We start from the raw sequence: 3143 nt of genomic DNA on the forward strand, positions 1-3143 counted from the left end.
CGGCGCAGCCGTCCGCCTTCAGGGGCGCGGGGAACTGCGCGGCCAGCCCCCACCGGGCGGAGAGCCGAATTCCCGCGCACCCAGGGTCACCAGTCGATGTCCTCCGGCGGCTCCGGCTCGGCCTCGTCGGAGGGCGCGGGGTCCGGCCCCGCCGGGGAGTCCAGACCCGCCAGAACCCCGAGCACGCCCTCCCCCCACGTCGCGAGCTTCTTCTCCCCGACACCCCCGATGGTGCCCAACTGGGCGACCGACGTGGGCCGCTGAAGAGCGATCTCCCGCAGCGTCGCGTCGTGGAAGATGACGTACGCCGGGACCCCGTTCTCCTTCGCCTGCGCTCCGCGCCAGGCCCGCAGCGCCTCGAACACGGGCACCAGCTCCGCGGGCAGTTCCGCGGCGGCCGCCGCTCCGCCGGACGACTTCGAGCGCCGCGCCCGCGGCGCCGCCACCGGCTTCGCCTCCTTGCGCAGGTGCACCTCCCGCTGCCGCCCGAGCACGGACCCGCTGTCCTCGGTGAGCACCAGCGTCCCGTACTCGCCCTCGACCGCGATCAGCCCCTGTGCCAGCAACTGCCGCACCACGCCCCGCCATTCGACCTCGGCCAGCTCCTCGCCGATGCCGAACACGGACAGCTGGTCGTGGTCGAACTGGATGACCTTCGCGGTGCGCTTGCCGAGCAGGATGTCGATGATCTGGCCCGCGCCGAACTTCTGCCGCCGCTCACGGTCCAGCCGCACCACGGTGGAGAGGATCTTCTGCGCGGCGACCGTGCCGTCCCAGGTCTCCGGCGGGGTCAGGCACGTGTCGCAGTTCCCGCAGGACTCGGGCGCCTCCTGGCCGAAGTACGTCAGCAGCTGGGCGCGGCGGCACCGGGCCGTCTCGCACAGGGCCAGCATCGCGTCCAGGTGCGAGGAGGCCCGGCGGCGGAAGGCCTCGTCGCCCTCGCCCATGTCGATCAGCTTGCGCTGCTGCACGACGTCCTGCAGTCCGTACGCCATCCAGGCCGTGGACGCGAGGCCGTCACGGCCGGCGCGGCCCGTCTCCTGGTAGTACCCCTCGACGGACTTCGGGAGGTCCAGGTGCGCCACGAAACGGACGTCCGGCTTGTCGATGCCCATGCCGAACGCGATGGTCGCGCAGACGACGAGCCCCTCCTCGCGCAGGAACCGCGACTGGTGCGCCGCGCGCGTGCCCGCGTCCAGGCCCGCGTGGTACGGGACGGCCGCCACGCCGTTCTTCGAGAGGTACTCGGCCGTCGCCTCGACCGACTTGCGCGACAGGCAGTACACGATGCCCGCGTCGCCCTCGTGCTCGCTGCGCAGGAACGACAGCAGCTGCTTCTTCGGGTCGGCCTTCGGGACGATGCGGTACTGGATGTTCGGCCGGTCGAAGCTCGCCACGAAGTGCCGGGCGTCCGGCATGCCCAGGCGGTCGGTGATCTCCCGGTGCGTCGCGTGCGTGGCCGTCGCCGTCAGGGCGATGCGCGGCACGTCCGGCCAGCGCTGCCCGAGCACGGACAGCGTCAGGTAGTCCGGCCGGAAGTCGTGGCCCCACTGGGCGACACAGTGCGCCTCGTCGATGGCGAAGACGGAGATCTTGCCGCGTGAGAGCAGGTCGAGCGTCGAGTCCAGGCGGAGCCGCTCCGGCGCCAGGTACAGCAGATCGAGCTCTCCGGCGAGGAACTCGGCCTCGACGGTGCGCCGCTCGTCGAAGTCCTGCGTCGAGTTCACGAACCCCGCGCGGACGCCGAGCGCGCGCAGCGCGTCCACCTGGTCCTGCATCAGCGCGATCAGCGGCGAGACGACGATCCCGGTGCCCGGCCGGACCAGGGCCGGGATCTGGTAGCACAGCGACTTGCCGCCGCCGGTCGGCATCAGGACGACCGCGTCGCCGCCGCCGACCACGTGCTCGATGACCGCCTCCTGCTCCCCGCGGAACGCGTCGTAGCCGAACACGCGGTGGAGCGTGGCGAGGGCCTCGCTCACGCCGGCCTCGCGCTCCGTCACCTCACTCATACCCTCTGTCCCGTCGTCGTCCTCGGCCTCTGCCGTGCCCTCTGCCTCGACCTCTGCCTCGACCTCACCCGCAACGATAGGGGGCCGGACCGACAACCCCCGATGTTGTCCACAGGCCCGGACATGCCGGTGCCCGGCACCCTCTCCCAAGAGTGCCGGGCACGGGAACACACGATCGACGTCGGCGTCAGCGCACGAACGTCCCCGCCTGGCTCGCCAGGTCCAGGAAGTACTGGGGCGCGAGCCCCAGCACGATCGTGACCGCCACACCCACACCGATCGTCGTCATGGTCAGCGGCGAGGGAACGGCCACGGTCGGGCCGTCCGCCTTGGGCTCGCTGAAGAACATGAGGACGATCACGCGGATGTAGAAGAACGCGGCGATCGCGGACGAGAGCACACCGACCACGACCAGCGCACCGGCCCCGCCCTCGGCCGCCGCCTTGAACACCGCGAACTTTCCGGCGAAGCCGGAGGTCAGCGGGATGCCGGCGAAGGCGAGCAGGAAGACCGCGAAGACGGCCGCGACCAGCGGGGAGCGGCGGCCGAGCCCCGCCCACTTCGACAGGTGCGTGGCCTCGCCGCCCGCGTCGCGCACCAGCGTGACGACGGCGAAGGCGCCGATGGTCACGAAGGAGTACGCGGCGAGGTAGAAGAGCACCGACGAGACGCCGTCCGGGCTCGTCGCGATGACACCGGCGAGGATGAAGCCGGCGTGCGCGATCGAGGAGTACGCGAGGAGCCGCTTGATGTCGGTCTGTGTGATGGCGACGATCGCACCGGCGAGCATGGTGACGATCGCCACGCCCCACATGACCGGCCGCCAGTCCCAGCGCATGCCCGGCAGGACCACGTAGAGCAGCCGGAGCAGGGCGCCGAAGGCCGCGACCTTGGTGGCCGCCGCCATGAACCCGGTGACCGGTGTCGGGGCGCCCTGGTAGACGTCCGGGGTCCACATGTGGAAGGGGACGGCGCCGACCTTGAACAGCAGGCCCATGACGACGAGCGCCATGCCGACGAGCAGCAGTGCGTCGTTGCCCATCGTGCCGGCGAGCGCCGGGTCCACCTTCTGGACGGTGCCGTCGACGACGTCGGCGATCGTGGAGTACGAGACGGAGCCCGCGTAGCCGT

2 protein-coding genes are annotated in these 3143 nt (G+C 71.6%); both read right to left on the bottom strand.

Going from position 1 to position 3143, the window contains the following annotated elements:
• Positions 1–86: 86 nt before the first annotated feature.
• A complete protein-coding gene (gene recQ / locus GTW43_RS10350; protein ID WP_161301348.1) occupies positions 87–2012 on the bottom strand; it encodes a DNA helicase RecQ in 1926 nt (641 codons plus the stop codon).
• 187 nt (positions 2013–2199) lie between these two features.
• Positions 2200–3143 (bottom strand): NADH-quinone oxidoreductase subunit NuoN (gene nuoN / locus GTW43_RS10355; RefSeq protein WP_161301349.1); only part of this gene is annotated, 944 nt, incomplete at its 5' end.

The organism is Streptomyces sp. SID5785 (assembly GCF_009870065.1).
Taxonomy (GTDB): Bacteria; Actinomycetota; Actinomycetes; order Streptomycetales; family Streptomycetaceae; genus Streptomyces.